General features: G+C 57.0%; 20 protein-coding genes. 11 read left to right on the forward strand and 9 right to left on the reverse strand.

The window, feature by feature from the left end; all coding sequences use genetic code 11:
• Positions 1-14 precede the first annotated feature (14 nt).
• Together CPJ18_RS04440 and CPJ18_RS04445 are read left to right on the forward strand one after the other, a co-directional pair.
• Positions 15-1,070 carry a FecCD family ABC transporter permease gene (locus CPJ18_RS04440; RefSeq protein WP_103657367.1) on the forward strand — a complete coding sequence of 352 codons (1,056 nt, stop codon included), beginning with the start codon at positions 15-17 and terminating at the stop codon, positions 1,068-1,070.
• Entirely contained in the window at positions 1,067-1,849 is a 783-nt protein-coding gene (locus CPJ18_RS04445) for a heme ABC transporter ATP-binding protein (RefSeq protein ID WP_103657170.1), read from the forward strand. The genes CPJ18_RS04440 and CPJ18_RS04445 overlap by 4 nt, the downstream gene beginning before the upstream one ends.
• Positions 1,850-1,857: 8 nt before the next feature.
• Here the strand turns inward: CPJ18_RS04445 and CPJ18_RS04450 are convergent, their stop codons facing one another.
• Positions 1,858-2,214: a YbaN family protein gene (locus CPJ18_RS04450; protein WP_103657368.1), complete on the reverse strand. Its 357-nt coding sequence runs from the start codon at positions 2,212-2,214 to the stop codon at positions 1,858-1,860.
• Positions 2,215-2,402: 188 nt separating this feature from the next.
• On the opposite strand from CPJ18_RS04450, the gene CPJ18_RS04455 reads away from it, so the two are divergent.
• The 5 genes from CPJ18_RS04455 (at position 2,403) to CPJ18_RS04475 (ending at position 6,425) form a co-directional block, all read left to right on the forward strand.
• The gene (locus CPJ18_RS04455) at positions 2,403-2,798 is read left to right on the forward strand and encodes a VOC family protein (RefSeq protein ID WP_103657171.1); all 396 of its coding nucleotides are present in this window, start codon (positions 2,403-2,405) and stop codon (positions 2,796-2,798) included.
• A 15-nt stretch (positions 2,799-2,813) separates the two neighbouring features.
• The gene (gene ung / locus CPJ18_RS04460; RefSeq protein ID WP_103657172.1) at positions 2,814-3,506 is read left to right on the forward strand and encodes a uracil-DNA glycosylase; all 693 of its coding nucleotides are present in this window, start codon (positions 2,814-2,816) and stop codon (positions 3,504-3,506) included.
• Between the two features lie 75 nt (positions 3,507-3,581).
• The gene (locus CPJ18_RS04465; protein WP_103657173.1) at positions 3,582-4,655 is read left to right on the forward strand and encodes a DUF2218 domain-containing protein; all 1,074 of its coding nucleotides are present in this window, start codon (positions 3,582-3,584) and stop codon (positions 4,653-4,655) included.
• Positions 4,656-4,817: 162 nt separating this feature from the next.
• On the forward strand, positions 4,818-5,759 hold the full coding sequence (locus CPJ18_RS04470; protein WP_103657174.1) for a VOC family protein: 942 nt from the start codon (positions 4,818-4,820) through the stop codon (positions 5,757-5,759).
• Between the two features lie 54 nt (positions 5,760-5,813).
• On the forward strand, positions 5,814-6,425 hold the full coding sequence (locus CPJ18_RS04475; RefSeq protein WP_103657175.1) for an alpha/beta hydrolase: 612 nt from the start codon (positions 5,814-5,816) through the stop codon (positions 6,423-6,425).
• Between the two features lie 156 nt (positions 6,426-6,581).
• Here CPJ18_RS04475 and CPJ18_RS04480 read toward each other — a convergent pair whose 3' ends face one another.
• The 3 genes from CPJ18_RS04480 to CPJ18_RS04490 form a co-directional block, all read right to left on the reverse strand.
• Complete coding sequence (locus CPJ18_RS04480; RefSeq protein WP_103657176.1) at positions 6,582-7,166, reverse strand: transglycosylase SLT domain-containing protein; 585 nt, start codon at positions 7,164-7,166, stop codon at positions 6,582-6,584.
• A 101-nt stretch (positions 7,167-7,267) separates the two neighbouring features.
• Positions 7,268-8,101 carry a TrmH family RNA methyltransferase gene (locus CPJ18_RS04485; RefSeq protein ID WP_103657177.1) on the reverse strand — a complete coding sequence of 278 codons (834 nt, stop codon included), beginning with the start codon at positions 8,099-8,101 and terminating at the stop codon, positions 7,268-7,270.
• A complete protein-coding gene (locus CPJ18_RS04490; protein ID WP_077120183.1) occupies positions 8,091-8,474 on the reverse strand; it encodes a hypothetical protein in 384 nt (127 codons plus the stop codon). Before CPJ18_RS04490 ends, CPJ18_RS04485 begins: the two co-directional genes overlap by 11 nt.
• A 38-nt stretch (positions 8,475-8,512) precedes the next feature.
• Here CPJ18_RS04490 and CPJ18_RS04495 point away from each other — a divergent pair, with 38 nt between their 5' ends.
• The 3 genes from CPJ18_RS04495 to rpoH all read left to right on the forward strand — a co-directional run bounded on the left by CPJ18_RS04495 (position 8,513) and on the right by rpoH (position 11,693).
• On the forward strand, positions 8,513-9,535 hold the full coding sequence (locus CPJ18_RS04495) for an RluA family pseudouridine synthase (protein ID WP_103657178.1): 1,023 nt from the start codon (positions 8,513-8,515) through the stop codon (positions 9,533-9,535).
• Between the two features lie 290 nt (positions 9,536-9,825).
• Positions 9,826-10,608, forward strand: a complete 783-nt coding sequence (locus CPJ18_RS04500) for a class I SAM-dependent methyltransferase (protein ID WP_077117955.1) — start codon at positions 9,826-9,828, stop codon at positions 10,606-10,608.
• A 182-nt stretch (positions 10,609-10,790) separates the two neighbouring features.
• Complete coding sequence (rpoH, locus tag CPJ18_RS04505; protein ID WP_077104062.1) at positions 10,791-11,693, forward strand: RNA polymerase sigma factor RpoH; 903 nt, start codon at positions 10,791-10,793, stop codon at positions 11,691-11,693.
• Between the two features lie 74 nt (positions 11,694-11,767).
• Here rpoH and CPJ18_RS04510 read toward each other — a convergent pair whose 3' ends face one another.
• Both CPJ18_RS04510 and CPJ18_RS04515 read right to left on the reverse strand, forming a co-directional pair.
• Positions 11,768-14,011 carry a hypothetical protein gene (locus CPJ18_RS04510; RefSeq protein WP_103657179.1) on the reverse strand — a complete coding sequence of 748 codons (2,244 nt, stop codon included), beginning with the start codon at positions 14,009-14,011 and terminating at the stop codon, positions 11,768-11,770.
• Between the two features lie 70 nt (positions 14,012-14,081).
• The gene (locus CPJ18_RS04515; RefSeq protein ID WP_077117951.1) at positions 14,082-15,380 is read right to left on the reverse strand and encodes an adenylosuccinate synthase; all 1,299 of its coding nucleotides are present in this window, start codon (positions 15,378-15,380) and stop codon (positions 14,082-14,084) included.
• A 219-nt stretch (positions 15,381-15,599) separates the two neighbouring features.
• On the opposite strand from CPJ18_RS04515, the gene CPJ18_RS04520 reads away from it, so the two are divergent.
• Complete coding sequence (locus CPJ18_RS04520; RefSeq protein WP_103657369.1) at positions 15,600-16,487, forward strand: DMT family transporter; 888 nt, start codon at positions 15,600-15,602, stop codon at positions 16,485-16,487.
• Positions 16,488-16,529: 42 nt separating this feature from the next.
• On the opposite strand, the gene CPJ18_RS04525 is transcribed toward CPJ18_RS04520, so the two are convergent.
• From CPJ18_RS04525 to CPJ18_RS04535, 3 genes are all read right to left on the reverse strand, one after another.
• Positions 16,530-16,769 carry a hypothetical protein gene (locus tag CPJ18_RS04525; protein ID WP_146258647.1) on the reverse strand — a complete coding sequence of 80 codons (240 nt, stop codon included), beginning with the start codon at positions 16,767-16,769 and terminating at the stop codon, positions 16,530-16,532.
• A gap of 202 nt (positions 16,770-16,971) precedes the next feature.
• A complete protein-coding gene (locus CPJ18_RS04530) occupies positions 16,972-18,069 on the reverse strand; it encodes a coiled-coil domain-containing protein (RefSeq protein ID WP_103657181.1) in 1,098 nt (365 codons plus the stop codon).
• 162 nt (positions 18,070-18,231) lie between these two features.
• Positions 18,232-18,828 carry a DUF1134 domain-containing protein gene (locus CPJ18_RS04535; protein ID WP_077104054.1) on the reverse strand — a complete coding sequence of 199 codons (597 nt, stop codon included), beginning with the start codon at positions 18,826-18,828 and terminating at the stop codon, positions 18,232-18,234.
• Between the last annotated feature and the right edge of the window lie 15 nt (positions 18,829-18,843).

An 18,843-nucleotide genomic window follows, 5' to 3' on the forward strand; every position in this document is an offset into this window, starting at 1 on the left:
AGGTTGCAGGTCCCATGCCGGGCGATCGCTCTCGCAAGGGTGTCATCACTCTTGTTGCCTTGTGCGCCTTTCTGGTCTTTGCCTGTTTCGTGTCGCTGTCCAGCGGGCCGACGGGCGTCGGCTTGCATGAACTGTGGCTATATTTCACCGGCCATTCCCAGACCATGGAGCCGCGCGACCGTGTAATCCTCGAGGCAGTGCGCCTGCCGCGCACCGGTCTGGGCCTGATGATCGGTGCAGCATTGGCTGTCTCCGGTGCCATGATGCAAGGCCTGTTCCGCAATCCGCTTGCCGATCCCGGCCTTGTTGGCGTGACCTCCGGTGCAGCGCTGTTTGCCGTTGCCGCCTTAGCACTGGGCGGCAGTCTGCTGGCACCCCTCTCGGCATTGCTCGGTGTTCATTTCCTACCGCTCATGGCGTTTGTGGGCGGGCTGATGAACACGGTGCTGCTCTACATGATCGCGACCCGAAACGGTGCGACATCCACCACGGTGCTCGTGCTGGCGGGGATCGCCGTCGCCGCTCTGAGCGCCGCCTTGATGGGTCTGATGATCTTCATGGCGGATGACCGCGCCTTGCGCGACATTACCTTCTGGAGCCTCGGCTCATTGGGTGGTGCAACGCCGCTGAAGATATGGACGACGCTGCCATTTTTCATCGTCATCATGGCCAGCATTCCATTCGTTTCGAAAGGGCTGGATGCGTTGATCCTGGGAGATGCCGCGGCGTTTCATATGGGTATTCCGGTGCAGCGTCTGAAACGTCTTGTCATTCTCGCGGTTGCCGCCGCCTGCGGCGCAAGCGTTGCTGCTGCTGGGTCTATCGGCTTTGTCGGCATTGTCGTGCCGCATCTGCTGCGGCTGGTGATTGGCTCGTCTCATCGCTTTCTCCTACCTGCCTCCGCTATTGGTGGGGCAGGGCTGCTGCTGCTGGCGGATAGTTTTGCGCGGACGGTTGCTGCGCCCGCCGAATTGCCTATCGGCGTTGTGACAGCGCTCATCGGTGCGCCAGTCTTCCTGTTTCTGCTGCTGGGTCGCGGCAATGGGCTCGGTTTGAGGAATGTGACATGATTTCCACGCGCGGTGTCACCGTCGTCCGTTCCGGGCGCAAATTGCTGGACGATGTCTCGATCAAGCTCGAGCCTGGCACCTTCAGCGTCATCATCGGCCCGAATGGTGCGGGTAAATCCACCCTGATGAAGGTGCTGTCCGGCGAGATGCGGGCTGATGCGGGCGACATTGCCTATAACACCGTCGACGTGAAGCTGTTTTCACCGGTGCAGCTGGCGCGCATTCGCGCCGTGTTGCCGCAAAGCACGGTGTTATCGTTTCCGTTCACGGCGCTGGAAATCGTGCGCATGGGTGCTGTTGCGCAAGGATCTCTTAAGCCGGAAGAACAGGCAAGGCAGGCGCTGGCGAAGGTGGGTCTCAGCGGGTTTGAGGGTCGATCCTACAACATGCTATCCGGTGGAGAACAGCAGCGGGTGCAGTTTGCCCGTGTCTTGGCGCAAGTTCCCTATCCGGTGGAAGATGGTCAGGCGAGGGCGCTTTTGCTGGATGAGCCGACGTCCAGCCTTGATCTCGGCCACCAGATTTCTGTGCTCGAAACCGCGCGAGATTTCGTCCTTGCTGGCGGCACCGTGCTTGCCGTGCTGCACGATCTCAATCTCGCTGCCGAGTTCGCCGATCAACTTATCGTCATGCATCGCGGTAAGATCACGGCCTGCGGACCTGCGCTGGAAACGATCAATGACGAGACGATCGCGCGGGTTTACGGCATTGGCGGCACTGTTGGTCGCGTTCCCGCACGGCACATTCCCTATGTCCTGCCGCAGTCACGACATCGCTGACGGCAGGGTTACGGTTCTGGCCGGGTGGTGACGAACAGGGCGGCACCCAACATGACGGCGGCGACGAGTGAGGCGCGCAACGGCGTCGGTTCGGTTCCGAACCAGAAAATCGCGTAACTCATTGTCATCAGAGACACTGCGGCGATTTTTGCCCTGCGCGGGATGGCACCTTTTTCCCGCCAGTTGCACAGGGATGGCCCAAATCTGGGGTGGGACAGAAGCCATGCTTCCAGCTTCGGAGACGATTTTGAAAAGCACCACAGCGCGATCAACAGAAACGGTGTCGTCGGCAAAACGGGCAGAAACGCACCGACAACACCGGTTGCGACCATCAGCCAGCCAAGACAGAGATATAAGATGCGCATGAGTGCCGGTATCATGAGTTAAGATGTCATGATAGTGCGAAAGCTGCTGTGTAGAAGACGTGTTTGATGATCTGCCATGCGGCTCGAAAAGGCCTCAAGGGTTGAAACTCTTGGCTTCAGCCGTTATCTGCCTGCCCGGAGGCCTGCAGTATAAGTAGGCAACCACTAGGCAAAAAGAAGGAAACACCATGGCCAAACTTATTCACTCTATGGTCCGGGTGCTGGACGAGAAGCGTTCGGTGGGTTTTTATAACCAAGCTTTCGGGCTGGAGGTCGCGGAGCGTTTCGAGTTCGAGACATTCACTCTGATCTATCTCTCGAATGCCGACGGTGATTTCGAGCTTGAGCTGACAGTCAACAAAGGCCGCGAAGTGCCTTATGCGCTGGGCGATGGCTATGGTCACATTGCGGTCAGCGTTGAAGATGTGGATGCCGAGCATGCCCGCCTGACGGAGCTTGGTCTTTCCGCTGGCAAGATCGTGAATGCAGAGTACAAGGGTGCGCCGTTTGCGAAGTATTTCTTCATCTGTGATCCAGATGGCTACAAGATCGAAGTGCTTCAACGCGGCAGCCGCTTCAAATAAATCAAGAGGTTTTCCATGACAGAGGCGGGCGTGAAACTGGAAGAAAGCTGGAAACATGTGCTTTCCGCAGAATTCGCCAGCCCCTACATGCAGAAACTGAAAGACTTTCTGCTTGCCGAGAAAAATGCCGGCAAGCATATTTTCCCTAGAGGTAGCGAGTATTTTCGCGCGCTCGACCTCACGCCACTCGATGAGGTCAAGGTTGTTATTCTCGGCCAAGACCCCTATCACGGCGCAGGCCAAGCACATGGTCTGTGCTTTTCCGTGCAGCCGGGCGTGCGCACGCCACCATCTCTCGTCAATATCTACAAGGAATTGCAGAGCGATTTGGGCATCCAGCCCGTTAAGCACGGCTTTCTGGAAAGCTGGGCCAAACAGGGTGTGTTGCTGCTCAATAGCGTTCTAACCGTGGAAGAAGCCCGTGCCGCATCCCATCAGGGGCAAGGCTGGGAAAAATTCACCGACGCCATCATCCGCACCGTGAATGACGAATGCGACGGCGTCGTCTTCTTGCTGTGGGGCTCTTACGCGCAGAAGAAAGCGGCTTTCGTCGACCAGACGAAGCATCTGGTTCTCAAATCGCCGCATCCATCACCGCTCTCCGCCCACAACGGATTTTTCGGCAACCATCATTTTTCGAAAGCCAACGAGTTTCTCGTTTCACGCGGCAGAGAGCCAATAGATTGGCAACTGCCCGAAAAAGTGTGATGAACGTCGCAAAAACAGCTTTGCACTTTTAAATTGACTGATCTAAAGATAACCGGACTGTTATCTGAAGGATTTATGCCGGTGACTTTTCTGTCTGCGAAAACATCTGTTGCTCTTCCCGATCCGCACGCCATCGTTGCAGCTTTTCATGAGCACTTCGCCGAGTATATGACGATGACCCGCGAGGGTGCGGCGGTGCATTTCGAGGCAGATTACGGCAATGGCACATTTGGTGCCGAGGATGGCCGTTTTGCAGCGCGCATCAATTGTGTTTCGGAAAATGTTCTGCTGTCCGTCAAGGCCATGGTTGCTGAGCATATCGTCGAGTTTTCCGGCGATACGTCGCTTGATTTTCGCTGGGAAGGCGATGGGGCAGAGCTGCGTGAACTGCCCAATCTTTTCAGCGGTCGGGTGGTGCGAGCCTATAATCTGACGCCGAAGATGCGGCGTGTCGTGATTGCGATCGAAGAGGGCATCGAGCGGTTGATGAATGGCGGGCTGCATGTCCGCATCCTCATCCTTCCCGATCAGGCCCGCGCTCCCGTATGGCCGCATCTGTCGAAAACCGGTGCCATCGTCTGGGCGCAGGGTGAGGATGAACAGGCGCGCCGCGTCTATACGATCCGTTCCGGCAATATCGAACGCGGGGAAATCGATCTCGATTTTGTCATGCACGAGGGTGACGACATGCCCGGCGCGCATTTTGGCGCAACGGCCAGCGAGGGTGATCTTGTTGGTATCGTTGGTCCCGGTGGCGAATTGCCCGATGCGGAAAGCTATGTTTTCGCCGGTGATGAAACCGCACTGCCTGTGATGTTGCGTATGGCAGCTGAAATGCCTGCGGGCAAAAAGCTAACGGTTTATGCCGAAATCGACAATGAGAACGAGCGGCAGAGTATTGATTCCAAAGCTGACATGAATTGGAATTGGCTATATCGCAACGGTGAGGATGCTGGAACGGCTGGAGTGCTGGTGCAGGCGCTGCGCGCTCACGCGTGGCCCAGCCCCGACGGGCTGCATGTGTTCGTCGGCTGTGAAAAGATCGAAGCACGCGCCATTAAGAAAATACTCGGCGATGAAGCCGGGCTCCCAAAGACCTGCCTGCACACCGCCGGTTATTGGGTCCGGGGCGCGAACGACGACCATTGATCCAACATCGTTGATTTGCTGAACAGTTCTTTCGATCGTTTCCAATTTGAGAACAATCCGTTCTGAACGTCCTGTCTATGCGAACGGCCCGATCTGCACCATCTTGAGCCCATGAACGAAGGGCGTCGCTTTTCCGCGAGCCCATCCAATCGGAGGGTTAAAATGCTGAACCAGATCAAGGGTCTGCACCACGTCACATCCATGGCGGCGAGTGCGCGTGGTAACAACCATTTCTTTACCGACACGCTCGGCCTGCGCCGCGTCAAGAAGACGGTTAACTTCGACGCGCCTGATGTCTACCATCTCTATTACGGCGATGAAGTCGGCACGCCCGGCTCGGTAATGACCTATTTCCCCTTTCCGCACATGGCGCGGGGTCGTCAGGGCACCGGCGAAGTCGGCACGACGCTGTTTTCCGTTCCCGAAGGTTCGCTCGGCTACTGGCAGGACCGACTTGCCAAGGCCAATGTCGATGGATTGAAAGCCGATGAAGCCTTTGGCAACAAGCGCCTGCATTTTGCCGGACCGGATGGCGATGGTTTTGCCTTGGTCGAGGTCAAGGATGATGCACGTGCGCAGTGGACTGCCAACGGCGTCGGTGAAGATCAGGCGATCCGTGGTTTTCAAGGAGCGTCGCTGCGGCTTGCAGATGAAGGTGCCACCGCTGAACTTTTGAAGTTCATGGGTTATCATGAAGTGGACCGGCAGGACGGCGTTTTGCGGCTGGGCATGCCTGGTGGCAACGGTGCCGATGTCATCGATATCGAAACGATGCCGAATATTTCCGGCGCTCGTCTGGGGGCAGGATCCGTTCACCACATCGCTTTTGCCGTGGAAAACCGCGAGACGCAGTTGGAAGTTCGTAAAGCGCTGATGGATACGGGGCATCAGGTCACGCCTGTCATCGATCGGGATTACTTCTGGGCGATCTACTTCCGCACGCCCGGCGGTGTGCTGTTTGAAATCGCCACCAACGAACCGGGTTTCGACCGCGACGAAGACACGGCGCATCTGGGTGAAGCGTTGAAGCTGCCATCACAGCACGCGCATCTGCGCGCCACGCTGGAGCAGCATCTGGAGCCGTTGGACGGCGACGCAAAGTAAATGACGGAAGGCTGGTCGGCCCGATGGCCACCAGCCATTCCCAGGAGTATTGCCATGAGCAAGGATAGTTATGTTCACAAGGTCCGCGCCGGTGCGCCGGGCCAGCCCGCTTTCTTCGTGTTTCACGGCACTGGCGGCGATGAAAACCAGTTCTTCGAGTTCGGCTCTCGTCTGCTGCCGAATGCCACCGTGATTTCCCCACGGGGTGATGTTTCGGAATTCGGAGCGGCACGCTTTTTCCGCCGAAAGGCCGAAGGCGTTTATGACCTCGATGATCTGGACCGCGCCACACGGCATATGGCCGAATTTATCAAGGCCAACCGCGATTATCACGAGGCAGGTCTCGTCGTCGGTCTGGGTTTTTCCAACGGCGCGAATATTCTCGCCAATGTGCTGATCGAATTCCCTGATCTGTTTGACGCAGCCGTGCTGATGCACCCGCTCATTCCGTTCGAGCCGAAGCCCGCGCCAGCACTCGCGTCACGGCGTGTGTTGATCACGGCGGGCGAACACGACCCGATCTGCCCGGTTCCACTGACCAATGCTTTGGCGGACTATTTCAGGGCGCAGGGTGGGGAGGTTGAGATGGAATGGCATTCCGGCGGGCATGAAATTCGTGGGAATGAGATCGAGGCGGCGAGGGCGTTTTTGACGCCCCAGGTTTGATGGCTTCCGCCACTCACCTCCTCTTCCCTGTGCTTGTCACAGGGATCCAGCCGGCGCGCGTCTGCGCGACAGGAGACTCTCTCAGCCCAAAGACTTGGGCTGACTAGATTCCTGTGACAAGCACAGGAATGAGGGTGGAGAAAGCGTCTGGAAAAATTACCGATACCCGCAATCTCGCAATTGCTTCTCATACCGCATGGCCACGTTGGCGGATTTGCGGGCGGCATTCTTGATGGCGGTATTGCTGCGCCAGACGCCGTTCGCATAGCCCGTATGGCCGGAATAATAGGCGAGGTAGAGATTGTAGGGATCGTTGAGGGCGATGCCGTTCTGGCGGTTGCTCTTGGCGTGGTACCAGCCGACGAAGTGGATAGCGTCGGTGAAATCGGTGCGACTGGCGTTCCAGCGTCCGGTCTCGCGCTGATAGACTTTCCACGTACCATCCAACGCCTGTGCATAGCCGTAGGCGGTGGATTTCCGTCCCCAGGGAATGAAGCCGAAGAGTTTGTTGCGCGGAGGGCGGGCGTAGGGCTGGAAGCTGGATTCGGTGTAGATGGTTGCCATCATGACCGGCACTGGCACGCCGAACTCCCGTTCTGCGGCTTGTGCATCCTTCTTCCAATTGTTGAACATGCCGTTTCGCTGTTCGAAAATCGCACAGGCATTGGTGATCTGCGACGGAGCGGTCGCGCAGCCAGCCAGAACAGTCAAAAGAAAAACGACGACAAATACGCCACGCATCGCGAAACCTCTCGTTCCGCTCATTACTAAATTGTAAATGTTAACGCTCGGTTTTGAGACAAGGTTAATGCAAATGCGGTCTATTAAGGTTTTGTTTACGGTCAGATACGACCGATAGCGCTTGCCATCTGGTAAAGCGCGAGGCCGGAGGCCGTGCCGGCATTGAGGCTGTCGAGCTGAGGCGATTGGGCGATACGGGCCGTATGAAAGCGCGCCAGGACGTCGGGGGCTAAGCCATCTCCTTCAGTGCCGATGACAAGCGCCATGCGGTTGGAGGCCGTTATCTGACGGATTTCCGTCGTGCCTGCGGGAGACAGGCTCCAGATGTCGAACCCTTCCGCTGCCAGAGTTTCCAGCATCTGAACCGCGCCGCCACCGCGGTGATAGGCGACTGACAGCACCGAGCCGACGGAAACGCGCAACGACTTCCGGTAAAGCGGGTCGCAGCAGGTGGCATCCATGAACACTGCATCGGCATAAAACGCCGCGGCATTGCGAAACATCGAGCCGAGATTATCGTGGTTGGAAATGCCACAGCCGACGAGCACCAGCGAGGATTGCGGCAGTTGTTGGAGTGTTTGCTCCATATCCTTGTCACCCTTGCGCTTGCCGAGCGCCAGAATGCCGCGATGCAGGTTGAAGCCGACAATCGCATCCAGGACCGATGCCGTCGCCACATAGATCGGCACATCGGATGGAAATTCACTCAGAATATCCGCCACGCCTGCCAGGCGGTTTTCAAGGATCAAAATGCTCTCCGCCTCGAAATCGCGACCCGCCTTGTGGGCTGCGGCCAACATGCGCAGCACGACGGTGCCTTCCACGATGAAGCGACCCTGCCTGCCGGTGAGGTCACGTTCACGAATATCGCGGAAGGCAGCGATGCGTGGATCATCCGCCTCGGTTACAGAGGTGAATGCGAGATCAACGGGCATCGATGGTGATGTCTGCGACGAAACGGCCAGCCTGAACGTTGAACACCAGCGCCTTGCGTGTACCGTTGGCCAGACGTCCGTAGAACAGCATATCGCCACTGGCAAACGAGACGTTTTCGATGGTGAAGCCCTGCGGCAGGCTTGCTGTGGCTGCAACCGGCGCATCCGAGGGAACGGTCGCGGTGGTATTGGTGGTGGTCGCGGTCTTGGATGGGCCGACCGCCTTGTAGACAACGGCACCGAAGACAGCCATAAGGCTGATAAACATCACGGAGCCCGACACGATCTGCAACCGGATCATCTTGCGGCGAACTTTTTCCATGGCCGGGTCTAACGGCTGGTCGTCCTGTTCGGCTTGCTCGATCTGCGTCATCGGGATCCTTGGATATTGTTGAGTGATCGGAAATAAGAATGAACGACCCCTTTAAACAAGGCGGAGACGCAAGGAAAGTCCTGATTGCCGGGGAAGATGCCGAAGGCCGCCTCGACGCATGGCTGGCTGCTGAAGTCGGCGGTGATCTGTCGCGCAGCCGCATCAAGGCGCTGATGGAGCAGGGCGCGGTTTTTCTCAACGGCACAGCCATTACGGAACCGAAGAAGAAGGTTCATCCCGGCGACCGTATCGAGATCACCATGCCTGAACCGGAAGACCCGGAGCCCAAGGGTGAGGATATTCCTCTTGAGGTGGAATATGAGGACGAAGACCTCATCGTACTTCTCAAGCCAGCCGGTCTGGTCGTGCATCCCGGTGCTGGTAACTGGACTGGTACGCTGGTCAATGCGCTGATCCACCATTGCGGTGATAGTCTGTCCGGCATTGGCGGCGTCAAGCGCCCAGGCATCGTTCACCGCCTGGACAAGGAGACCAGCGGCGTCATGGTGGTGGCCAAGAATGATAATGCCCACCGCAAGCTGGCCGCACAATTTGCCGACCATGGCCGCACCGGGCCGCTGGAACGGGCCTATAAGGCTATCGTCTGGGGTCGCCCGAGAACATTGCGCGGCACGATCGATGCGGCGCTAGGCCGGGGTACAGATCGCACGAAGCGCGCCGTGAAACGCGAAGACACCGATGATGCGCGTGAGGCCATCACCCATTACGAGGTGATCGAGCGTTATCACGAAAAGCAGGATGCGACATCGCTTGCCTCGCTGGTGGAGTGCCGTCTGGAGACCGGGCGCACCCATCAAATCCGCGTCCACATGGCCCATATTGGCCACCCGTTGATCGGTGACCCGGAATATGGTGCGGCGTTCCGCACCAAGGCCAATCTGTTGCCGGACGAGGCGAAAGCAGTGGTGAACCGTTTCCCGCGTCAGGCTTTGCATGCCTATCTACTAGCGTTCGAGCATCCACGCACAGGCGAGGTGATGGAGTTTGAAACGGATATGCCTGATGATATGGAAGAGCTGGCGCAAGCGCTGAGAGGCTAAAACTGCCCAAATACAGACACAGTCACTCCGGGAGCGGATGCTTCCCGGAGCATTTTGCGCTGGCCAAAATTCTCGTAAGCAGCAAATTACCCTCATAATTTAGTTTATTATAATTACTTAAATAAGCAGCATAATTATACTGTCTCAATTTTGCTCTATTTAGCCCTACCTTTTCGCACTGCAATAAAGCTCCTCTTTAAAGGTAGTATATCTCTCAATAAAATCCACCGAAGATTGAAATGTATTTTGCAACCTGCTCTCTAGCATGCAGAAACCAGGGATTGAACGCCATGAACGTCAATGACCGAAAATTCATCTTTCATGATCTGCAAAAAATCGAAGGTTATATTGACCCTCCAGACGCCCTCGTCTTCACCTCCCTGTTGCATGCGCAACAAAAAAAATCGTTTGAGGGAGGGGTTGCCGAGATTGGCGTATTTTACGGGCGCTCTTATTTTCTCCTGCGCAAAGCCGTGGGCAATGATGGCCAAGTCCTTGCCGTGGACCTGTTCGATCTTGACGATGCGGATGGCACCTGTCGCCAATATGAGCGCTTCCTCGACAATGGCAGGCGGCTCGACCTGAAGGTCGATGAAAGCCTCGTGATCAAGGGCGACAGCACGCAGCTCGACCCAAATGAAGTGCTGGAGAAAATCGGCAAGGTCCGGTTCTTCAGCATCGATGGCGGCCATATGCTGCATCACGTTCTGGCGGACAGTAAATTGGCGATGGACGTGTTGGCCGACCATGGCGTGATCGCGTTCGATGATACTTTCAATCCGCAATGGCCGGAGGTGACCGTTGGTGTCGCGGATTTTTTGCGCCAGAAAGGCGACAGCTTCAGCGCGTTCTGTATGACGAAATACAAGACGTATGTTTGTCGGCGTGAGTACCATGATTTTTATGAAGGGGTGGTTCTTCGATCGCCGGAGTTGCTGGCTTTCGACCATGTCGAAACCGAGTTCCTGGGTTCGAAAGTCACGCGGCTGCACAACCCCATGGGACGTCGGATGATCTATGAGCTGATGCTACGTTCTGGCCTCACAAATTTTTCGGAACGAATTTATCGTTGAGCTGTTTTCACAGGGTCAAACAGGCAGGTAATTTTATAACGCGTGTGTGAAGCGCAAGCGCTTGAAACGTGAGTTTCCAATACATATTTGTTACGTGGGTTCGTGCGGGGTCGGAGTTCGACACGCAATTTTGGTTTGCCTGCAAAGGGAGCCAGCCTGGAACATAGATAAGGGGGTGCTTTATGGCCCGCAATAGTTTGCCTTCAATTACCGCCGGTGAAGCCGGCCTTAACCGATATCTCGATGAGATCCGCAAGTTCCCAATGTTGGAGCCGCAAGAGGAATACATGCTCGGCAAGCGTTATGCCGAACATGGTGACCGCGATGCAGCGCATAAGTTGGTGACGAGCCATCTGCGTCTCGTGGCAAAAATCGCCATGGGATATCGCGGTTATGGTTTGCCGATCGGTGAAGTCGTCTCCGAGGGCAATGTGGGCCTGATGCAGGCGGTCAAGAAATTCGACCCCGAGCGCGGCTTCCGCCTTGCTACATACGCCATGTGGTGGATCAAGGCTTCGATCCAGGAATATATCCTGCGGTCCTGGTCGCTGGTGAAAATGGGAACGACCGCCAACCAGAAGCGGCTGTTCTTCAACCTTCGTCGCCTCAAGGGTAAAATTCAGGCCATCGAAGATGGTGACCTAAAGCCTGAACATGTGACAGAGATCGCCACCAAGCTTCAGGTGTCCGAGGAAGAAGTGATTTCCATGAACCGCCGCCTGCATGGCGACGCTTCGCTGAACGCGCCGATCAAGGCTGCGGAAGGGGAAGCGGGGCAGTGGCAGGATTGGCTTGTGGATGACCACGAGAGCCAGGAAACGGTGCTCATTCAGCAGGACGAGCTGGAAACACGTCGCCGTATGCTTTCTAGGGCAATGGGTGTTCTGAATGATCGTGAACGTCGTATCTTCGAAGCCCGTCGTCTTTCGGAAGATCCGGTGACGCTGGAAGACCTGTCCACCGAGTTTGACATCAGTCGGGAGCGTGTGCGTCAGATCGAAGTCCGCGCCTTTGAAAAGGTTCAGGAAGCCGTCCAGAAGGACGCGCTTGAAGCCGCGAAGGCCCTGCGCGTCGTCGACGCATAAGCGTTGTGATTTCCAAATGACAAAGGCCCCGGATGTTGTCATCCGGGGCCTTTTTGTTTCAGTTGATACGATCGTTACTGACCGGTGGCGGGCGCGGCAGCGCTCCACTCACGCAAAGCCGTCTCGAATGCAGGCTTGCCATCGGCACCCTTTTGCAAGGTCAGCAATGCGCGGCGGCCGTTGCGATAGGACACCGGAATATCGATCCAGTCACGCGTCCGCATCAGCTCGAGATTGGTTTTCAAGGCATCCGGAAAATCATTCAGTGCGATCATGTGGAAATCGTCGGTGATTTTCGCTGGAACGGCGATGAGCGCGTTACCACGATCCTGCTCGGTGCTCTTCATCGCGATGCGCTGAACGCTGTCGATCGCACCGCCTTCAAAACCGGCACCCACAGAGAAGACGATCTCAACCAGATGGCTGGCGGGTAGGGACGGGTCGGTGTTGCGCTTGAAGGTGATCAAGGCGCTGAGGCCACGACCGGGAATGGTGATCTGACCCTGAACGGTTGGCGAAGGCTTGCCTTCGGCATCCGCTTCATTCTGAAGCGACCACGAAACGGTACCCTCGATCGCTGTCGGTACGGTCTGGCCGAGAACTTCTTCGTAAAGGAACATGCGGTGGCCGGAAGCTGCCGCTGCCTGCTGTTGTGCCGGAGCGGTCTGACCGGCAGGCGCTGCCGTTGTTGTTGGCGGCGTGGTCTGCGCGGTGGCTGCCGGTGCCTCTTCATTCTGGACGTAAACAGACTGGCCCTCGGCCGTTACCGGCTGGCCGTTGGCACCCGGGCCAGCGCCTTCGTCTTTTTCCGTTCCATCCGTCAGGAGACGCTGGGTAAACTTTGTGCCGGTTACCGAACCATCATCCACCGCAGCCGTTTGTGTCGGCGTTGGTGTTGGCTGGCCATTGGCACTTGTTTGTGCAGGTGTGGTCGTGGCAGGTGCAGAGGCTGGGGTGGACGTCGTTCCCGACGGCGCGGATGCAGTCGTCGTGGCATTCTTTGCAGACTGCACGAGGCCGCCGACCACGTCATTCAGGGTGTCACGGTTGATCCAGAGGGCGTAAGCGCCACCAGCCAACAGCACGACGCCGCAGAGCGAAAGCACAAGCGCTGCGTAGTTGCGACGCGGCTTTTTCTTCGTCCGATAGGCCGCAGCCGGAATGCCGTCTGTCGAGAGACCGGAATCGTAATCGCTCCTGCCCGTGTTGCCGGCAGAGTTGCTCGAGGAGCCGTCATAGCCGATCAGCTCTTCCAGATCGTCCCAAGGCGTGCGCTCCTTGTCATCCTTCTGTCCAGGCTGCGGAGCGAAAGGATCATTGTCGGCACGCGGAAGACCGGGGCTGGTTTTGGGCGGCAGATCAAGTGCCGTATCCTGGAAATAGGTGGAGTAGTCCTCGACAACCGCTGGCGTCTGCTTTGGCGCATCTGCCTTCGGCTCAGGCTTGCGGTAATCGTCGTCGGAGAAGGTCGGTGCTTCACCGAAATGGACATCGTCGTTGCGATGTTCATCCTGCTGCGTTTCGGCATTCACATCCTGATAATAGGGGGACGGAGCCGAGTAGCTGGCATTATAGGGCAACGCTGCGTTTTCGTGGAAAACATCGTTTTCCGCATGGCGCACCGGTTCTTCGTGTAGCTCTTCGGCAGTCGGGTGAGCGTGGTCATCAGCAGGATTGTCCTGTCCGACCCAATGCTGGTGGGCGTGCTCCTCCTCCGCGACAGGCTCTGGCTCGACAGCCGGTTCCGGCGCGTAGTGCGGCTCTTCCGTGGCGCTCGTGAAATATGTCTGGGCTTCCGGCTCCGGTTCAGCGTTCGCATAGGCGTAGTCAGCCTCGACCGGTTTGGGCGCAACTGGCTCCTGTTCGACATATCGCTCAGCCGCAACTTCCGGCTCGTCGTGATAGGTCGCGTATTGTGGTTGATGCTCTTCTTCTACCGGTGCGGCCTGTACAGGCTCCGGTTCAACAGTGTCCTCGTCGTATCGGCGCTGCTCGTCGGCAACCGTCTCTTCATAATAGGGTGAAGAGACATCCGGCTGCACGGGAACCGCCAGCGGTGCTGGGGCTGGCTCGACGTAGTCAGGCTCGTCATCCAGGGCCGGAAGTGCCTCGGAATATTCGCCTTCGACCTCAGCAATGGCTGTGTCCAGCTTGAGTATTTGCCGCTTCAACAGTTCTTCCGGCGGGCGCGGCTTCATGTTTTCAAGTTGGCGAACGACGGCGCTACGCGCCTTGTCGTACACCTTAGCCCGGTTTTCGGGAGTATTGTTCGCCAAGCCATCCACGGCTTTGCGAATGACTGCTACAAAATCCGCCATAAGCACTTTCTCGTCGAGGCCAACGACGTACTGGCCCGATATGGGTTATGAAACTCGATCATCGAGGACATTAGTCTTCAAATGGATCAGTCACAAGTATGGTGTCATCCCGCTCAGGGCTCGTGGAAAGAAGCGCAACCGGTGCGCCGATCAATTCCTCGACCTGACGGACATATTTGATAGCTTGAGCAGGCAAATCCGCCCATTTACGGGCACCGACGGTAGATTCTTTCCAACCTTCAAGCGTGACGTAGATAGGCTCGACGCGGGCCTGTGCGCCCTGGCTCGCGGGAAGGTGATCGATTTCCTGCCCGTCAAGCTTGTAGCCGACGCAGATTTTCAGCTCTTCGAGGCCATCCAGCACGTCAAGTTTTGTCAGCGCGATGCCGGTGATGCCGTTGGTTGCGACCGACTGGCGAACCAGTGCGGCGTCGAACCAGCCGCAGCGGCGCTTGCGCCCTGTGACGGTGCCGAATTCGTGACCCTTTTCGCCCAGGAACTGGCCGACTTCATCGTGCAGTTCGGTAGGGAAGGGGCCTTCGCCAACGCGTGTGGTGTAGGCCTTGGTGATACCGAGGATATAGCCGAGCGAGCCCGGACCCATGCCGGAACCGGCTGCGGCCTGCCCAGCAACAGTGTTGGATGAGGTCACATAAGGGTATGTGCCGTGGTCGATATCGAGCAGCGAACCTTGCGCGCCTTCAAACAGAATGCGGGCACCTGCGCGGCGCTTCTTGTCCAGCAGCAACCACACGGTTTCGCTGAAGGGCAGAATCCGCTCAGCAACCGAGGTCAGTTCTTCCATGATCGTTTCGTGGCTGACTTCCGCCGCACCAAAACCGCGGCGAAGCGCGTTGTGGTGCGTGAGGATGCGATCGACCTTGGCCGACAGCGCTTCGGTGTCTTCGAGATCCATAACGCGGATGGCGCGGCGGCCGACCTTGTCTTCATAGGCAGGGCCGATGCCGCGGCGGGTGGTGCCGATCTTGGTGCCGCTGTTGGAGGCCGCGTCTTCGCGCATGCCATCCAGTTCGCGGTGCAGGGACAGAATGAGCGTTGCGTTATCAGCAATCCGCAGGTTCTCAGGCGTGACTTTTACGCCCTGGGCGTCAAGACGGCCGATTTCGGCGATCAGCGCATGTGGGTCCACGACGACGCCGTTGCCGATAACGGCAAGTTTGCCGGGGCGCACCACACCGGAGGGCAAAAGCGACAGCTTGTAGCTGACGCCATCGATAACAAGTGTATGACCTGCATTGTGACCACCCTGGTAGCGCACGACAACGTCTGCGCGCTCGGAGAGCCAATCAACGATCTTACCCTTGCCTTCATCGCCCCACTGCGAGCCGACCACCACGACATTCGTCATTTCTTGCTTTCCTGCTCATGGCGTCATCGACGCCCCTAACTCAAACGCGCGATATATACTGCGTTGTTTTGCGGAAAGCGACCCCGTTTATGGTTGGAAACCTTGTTTTTCCGGGACAATTCAAATCGCTAGCTGTTTAACAGACGTCATCTGCGCTTGCAGAACGAGAATCGGCGGTGCAGAAAAGCGACAGGTCTTCATCTGAAAGTCGAAAATTCCGTGTCATCCAAAGCGTATCTCGTTCTGATCATCGCCGCGCTGTGCTGGGGCGGAAATGCCGTGGCTGGAAAGCTGGCGGTGGGCCATGTCAGTCCCATGGTGCTGACATTTCTCAGATGGACGCTTGCGGTCGGCATCATCCTTGCGATTTCGCTGCCGCAATTGGTACGGGACTGGCCGGTCGTCAAAAAGCGTCTGCCGTATTTCATGCTCCTGGGGGCGGTGGGTTACACCTGTTTCAACGCCGCACTCTACACGGCACTGAGATATACGTCGGCCATCAATGTCGCGGTTATTCAGGCTGGCATCCCGATGGTCATTTTCGCCTTCAACTTCGCGCTGTTCCGAACACGTATTTCCGTCGGTCAGATCATCGGCTTTGTGCTGACGATGGCCGGTATCGCGCTGCTTGCCTCACAAGGCAACCTGATGTCGCTGATCCATCTCGATATGAATATTGGCGATGCCATTATGTTGATCGCGGTTCTTTCCTATGCGATCTACACGGTGATGCTGCGCTGGAAGCCGCAGGTCAACTGGCGAACTCTGATGGCCTTTCCTGCCATTGCGGCACTGATGTCATCGATACCGCTGATGTTGTGGGAGGTTTCGCGCGACGCAGCTGTCTGGCCGGATGCCAAAGGCTGGTTGATCACGGTTTATACGGCGCTGTTCGCATCGCTTTTGGCGCAGATATTCTTTATTCTGGGTGTGGAGCGCATCGGCCCCAACCGCGCGGGGCTGTTCATCAATCTCATTCCGGTCTTCGGCACGTTTCTATCCGTGCTTATTCTCGGCGAAACGTTGCATCCCTACCAGATCATCGCGCTGCTCTTGACGCTTGGCGGCATTGCCGTGGCTGAAAGAAAAAAACCGCCGCTTCCTTGAGGAAACGGCGGCAAGTCAGTCATGAACTTTTGACGTCGTGGCTTACTTCGTGGCTCGCGTCTGGTCGAAGCCGCCGAAATAGTGATCCAGTGCGGCAATGTCATCCTGTCGTGAAACGTCGATCTTGTCTGCGCTGCTCAAGGGTGAGATGGAGGCGACAGCATCGCGTTCGAGAATTGCAAATCCACGGGCGAAACCGCCTGGGCCTGCTGCATCTGCGTGGGTGGAGATAGAGGCGATAACGGCTCCGCAAATGGCAGCGGCAAAGAGTTTCTTCATCATGGTCATACCCCGTTTTGCGTCAGCCAGCTTTGTGCTGGTCTTTTTCGCGTTGTTCTGTTTGGCCGCAGTTTTTTGTCTGGGCCAGTGATCACGACATTACAGGGCAGTGTTTTCAGGGGATTTAAGCCGATAGCTACAATTTTATCGGTCTTTATTTTTAATGCGATCTATCGCGATTTTTTTCGGAATACGCAGAAAGCCGCTAGTTTTTCTGCTGCGCAAAAGCGTCCCGGGCAAGAACGGCCAGGTTTTTGCGACCATTTTCGCTGGACGTATTGGCGATGATGCCCGGCAAAGGAGAGGCTTCACCTTCCTGAGCCGCGGTCAAAGCAATCATCCGTGCGGCAATCTGCGAGATTTCCTTCCGGATCGCCTCGTCGTTGCCACTGCCTTTGCCGTTCAGAAGTCGCTCGGTCAAAGCCGTGCCCTGGTTGCGAATATCCTCGATCTCGCGGGCAATCCGGTCGGGCGTCATCGCGACCGCGCCCAGCTGAATGGCGGGCGACGCTATGGTCGCAGTTTCTTCGGTGGCGTTGCTGGCACGGTGTTGTTTGAGGCGCGCGACTTCCTGAGCCCGACGCTCCAGCAACATTTCGTTGTCGGCGTTGCGGGAGGCCTCGGTGGCGAGTTGCTCTTCCAGGCGTGCTATCTTGCGGCTCTCTCGGCTCATATGGTTTGCGGCTTCGCGGTTTTTGGCTGCGGCCTCTTCCAGTTCCTTGGTGATGGCTTCACGTTCCTTGCGCCATGTCGCCATTTTGTGCTTGGCCTGTTCGACTTCTATGTCGCGGGCAGATAGAGTGATTTTCAGATCGTCCAGCTCGCGCGAAATAGCGCTGACGCGCTTGGTCAGATTGGAAATTTCCTGCGTGCGGGCAAGTGCCGTTTCTTCGGCATCGTTCAGCGCCGCCTTCAACCGGGCGGACGCATCTTCATGACGGCGTGACTTGGCGCGAACTTCGTTCGCCTCAAGCGTCATCGCTTCGAGTTGCGATTTCAGGTCGCGGGTTTCCGCCAAAAGCCTGCTGGAATCGGTAACCGCCGTGTCGTTTCTGAATTTCAACGACAGCGCTTTTTCGCGCTCGGCATCCAGTTCCTGGCGGGTTCGTGCATTTTCGGCAGCATAAAGCGCGCGCGCCATATCTTTCTGCGCCCTGACTTCCTGCGGGCTTATCGGCATCGTCGCGCGCAGCCGCTTTTCCGTGTAGACGACGATACGACGGTGAATGGCCGGTGCCATCAGCGAAACCAGCAGAATGGCAGAGAGGAAACCCAGGCCAAAAAGAAGGGCGTACTCGATCACGCAGCTTGTCTCCACTCGAAAACGCTATGCTGGAACTGACTCGGTTTTCAGCTGCGCGGATTATTCAACAGGCCCGAATTATTTCACGCCAATCTTGTGCCAGGCCTTATCCTTGCAAGGCAAAGCCAGCACCATGTTACGCCAATATCAGCCAATTGCGAATCAGAACGGATTCCATGTCGGCTGCGGCGTCAGCTTCAGATAACCGACATTGATACCGAGACGTGCGCCGATGCCTGTTCTGATCGGGGCAATGGTGACATCGCTGTTTTTCAACACGGTCATGCCAACGCCTGCAACGATGAAGGCCGAGCCGGACACACCACCGTAACGGCGGTAAAGTGCGTTGACGGCGGGAAGATTATAAACAAGCATCATGGCGCGTGTACCCTGGCCACCATAATCCAGCCCAAGCGAAGGACCCTGCCAGAAAACCGGGTGTTGGCCGGCATTCTTGGTGTAAAGCTGGCCTTCGCCATAGGTCAGGCCGGCCACGAATGCGCCGGAACCTTCCTGGCCGAGAATATAACCATTGGGCAGGCCATATTGCTGAAAGGCGCGTTCCACCACCTTTGCCAGGCCGCCGGTGGTTTCACCAAAAAATCCATGTCCAGCGTCAACAATCTCCTGAAGGGAGTATTGGTCGCTGCTCTGGGCAGAGGCATGCGCGGCAGACACGCAAAGGCTCGCGAGTACCACGAAAATCTTTACCAGTCCGAGGCGTGCGATGGTGCGGAGTTCGGTATGTCGCATCTTCAATTCCGTCCGTCTGTT

Origin of the sequence: Agrobacterium rosae (genome assembly GCF_002915175.1) — a bacterium.
Classification (GTDB): domain Bacteria; phylum Pseudomonadota; class Alphaproteobacteria; order Rhizobiales; family Rhizobiaceae; genus Agrobacterium; species Agrobacterium rosae.

What these genes read in the sequence shown, in the direction of transcription:
- CPJ18_RS04480 (WP_103657176.1), bottom strand. Translation starts at nt 7,166, where the DNA reads ATGCGTGGCGTATTTGTCGTCGTTTTTCTTTTGACTGTTCTGGCTGGC.
- CPJ18_RS04500 (WP_077117955.1), top strand. Translation starts at nt 9,826, where the DNA reads ATGAACGTCAATGACCGAAAATTCATCTTTCATGATCTGCAAAAAATC.
- CPJ18_RS04495 (WP_103657178.1), top strand. Translation starts at nt 8,513, where the DNA reads ATGAACGACCCCTTTAAACAAGGCGGAGACGCAAGGAAAGTCCTGATT.
- CPJ18_RS04485 (WP_103657177.1), bottom strand. Translation starts at nt 8,101, where the DNA reads ATGCCCGTTGATCTCGCATTCACCTCTGTAACCGAGGCGGATGATCCA.
- CPJ18_RS04515 (WP_077117951.1), bottom strand. Translation starts at nt 15,380, where the DNA reads ATGACGAATGTCGTGGTGGTCGGCTCGCAGTGGGGCGATGAAGGCAAG.
- CPJ18_RS04525 (WP_146258647.1), bottom strand. Translation starts at nt 16,769, where the DNA reads ATGATGAAGAAACTCTTTGCCGCTGCCATTTGCGGAGCCGTTATCGCC.
- CPJ18_RS04465 (WP_103657173.1), top strand. Translation starts at nt 3,582, where the DNA reads ATGCCGGTGACTTTTCTGTCTGCGAAAACATCTGTTGCTCTTCCCGAT.
- CPJ18_RS04445 (WP_103657170.1), top strand. Translation starts at nt 1,067, where the DNA reads ATGATTTCCACGCGCGGTGTCACCGTCGTCCGTTCCGGGCGCAAATTG.
- CPJ18_RS04440 (WP_103657367.1), top strand. Translation starts at nt 15, where the DNA reads ATGCCGGGCGATCGCTCTCGCAAGGGTGTCATCACTCTTGTTGCCTTG.
- CPJ18_RS04490 (WP_077120183.1), bottom strand. Translation starts at nt 8,474, where the DNA reads ATGACGCAGATCGAGCAAGCCGAACAGGACGACCAGCCGTTAGACCCG.
- rpoH (WP_077104062.1), top strand. Translation starts at nt 10,791, where the DNA reads ATGGCCCGCAATAGTTTGCCTTCAATTACCGCCGGTGAAGCCGGCCTT.
- CPJ18_RS04450 (WP_103657368.1), bottom strand. Translation starts at nt 2,214, where the DNA reads ATGCGCATCTTATATCTCTGTCTTGGCTGGCTGATGGTCGCAACCGGT.
- CPJ18_RS04475 (WP_103657175.1), top strand. Translation starts at nt 5,814, where the DNA reads ATGAGCAAGGATAGTTATGTTCACAAGGTCCGCGCCGGTGCGCCGGGC.
- CPJ18_RS04470 (WP_103657174.1), top strand. Translation starts at nt 4,818, where the DNA reads ATGCTGAACCAGATCAAGGGTCTGCACCACGTCACATCCATGGCGGCG.
- CPJ18_RS04455 (WP_103657171.1), top strand. Translation starts at nt 2,403, where the DNA reads ATGGCCAAACTTATTCACTCTATGGTCCGGGTGCTGGACGAGAAGCGT.
- ung (WP_103657172.1), top strand. Translation starts at nt 2,814, where the DNA reads ATGACAGAGGCGGGCGTGAAACTGGAAGAAAGCTGGAAACATGTGCTT.
- CPJ18_RS04510 (WP_103657179.1), bottom strand. Translation starts at nt 14,011, where the DNA reads ATGGCGGATTTTGTAGCAGTCATTCGCAAAGCCGTGGATGGCTTGGCG.